Raw genomic sequence first — 1,579 nt, 5'->3', positions numbered from 1 at the left:
CCGCCGTCGGCAACGGCGGCACCGCCGGCACCACCGGCCAGTCCCGCGCCGTCGAGGCCCTGAGGGTCAGGCTGTCCGCGGACCTGTCGGCCCGCTACACCGTCTGGTACCGCGTCCACTCCGCCGAGTTCGGTTGGCTCGGCTGGGCGTGCGACGGCGCCGACGCCGGCTCGGCGGGCTACGGCCGCGCCGTCCAGGCCGTCCAGGTCGCGGTCCTGCCCAAGGGCGACCCCGCCCCGGGCGACACTACCTCTCCCTTCAAGAACCGTAGCGATGATCCCGCCTCGATTTCAGTTCGCTCGCATACTTCGAATATTGGCTGGATGTCTCCCGTAGGTGGCGGATCTGTTGCTGGGACAACTGGCAGGGGCCTTCCCATGGAGGCCCTCGAAGCCCAGCTTGGCTGGTATGGCCACTCGGGTTCTATTGAGCTTCGTGGTCATGTCTCGAATGTTGGCTGGCAGCAGTGGTCTAAGGGGCACTGCGGCACGACCGGAAAGTCTCAGCGCCTCGAGGCCGTCCAGATTCGCTTGACCGGCGAGGCGGCAGATAAATATGACATCTGGTATTGCGCTCATGTGTCAGGCATTGGCTGGCTCGATTGGGCCTGCAATGGTGCTGCCGCTGGTTCTGCCGGTAAGGGCAGGGCTATCGAAGCGGTCAAAGTGGTTCTCGTGGAGAAAGGCGGAGCGGCGCCCGGCTCTTCGGCCAAGGTCTTTATCGGCGATCCAGATGCTGTTACGGTTTCCGGATCGGCCGTTTCTGGGGAGAGCCTTGGCGCCTCTTCTGGTCAAAAGGCCACGATCGGAGGCAAGGGCGCCAAACTGCTGAACTCTATTGCCCTGAGCGTTGCCGGTCAAACTGATAGCGGGTCTATTTCTTATTCCGTTATGGATGGGTATTCAGGCTGGGGCGCTTCTTCATCGGATGGTGGCGCTGCCAAGGCGGTATCCGGCGCACCCATAAAAGCGATAAAAATGTCGTTGAGCGGTCAACTCGCTGCCAATTATGACATCTGGTATCGAGTATGCGATTCCGGTAATGGCTGGACTGGCTGGGCGTCAAATGGTCAGGCATGTGGCGTTTCTGGTGGTTCTTCCGGTTTGTGCGGCATCGATGTTGCACTTGTAAATAAAGGTCAGTCTTCGCCTGGCTCCTCTGCCAATGCGTTTATCGAAACGCCTGGAATCGGTCTTGTATCTCAGGCGCACGTTGCTTCTGCGGGCTGGCTGGCTCCCGTTGGCAACGGTGAAACCGCTGGCCAGACGGGCAAGTCCCGCTCCCTGCAGGCTTTGTATGTTGCAACTCAGGGCATCGATGCCTCAGTTGAAGTGTCGGCACATGTTGCGAATATCGGCTGGCAGCCATACGTTTCGGGTGCCGACTATGCTGGCACTGTTGGCAGGAATCTCGCAATTCAGGCAGTTAAGCTAAGGCTGACTGGCAACGATGCCTCAAAATACGATATTTACTACCGTATTCATGCTGCAGACTATGGTTGGCTTGGTTGGGCTAAGAATGACGCTGCAGCCGGCACCGTTGGCTTGGCTAAGCAGGCTGAGGCAATTCAAATTAAGTT

General features: G+C 59.3%; 2 pseudogenes. Both read left to right on the top strand.

From position 1 onward, the window contains the following. Window positions 1-353, top strand: a pseudogene (locus DWZ22_RS10710) (hypothetical protein); the annotation flags it as partial. A 24-nt stretch (window positions 354-377) separates the two neighbouring features. Then, window positions 378-1,579 (top strand): annotated as a pseudogene (locus tag DWZ22_RS10180) (hypothetical protein); the annotation flags it as partial.

The sequence above is a fragment of the Collinsella sp. AF31-11 genome (assembly GCF_003475605.1).
Taxonomy (GTDB): Bacteria; Actinomycetota; Coriobacteriia; order Coriobacteriales; family Coriobacteriaceae; genus Collinsella.
Note: the sequence above shows the minus strand (reverse complement) of the source record. Positions and strands in the feature narration are given on the sequence as shown.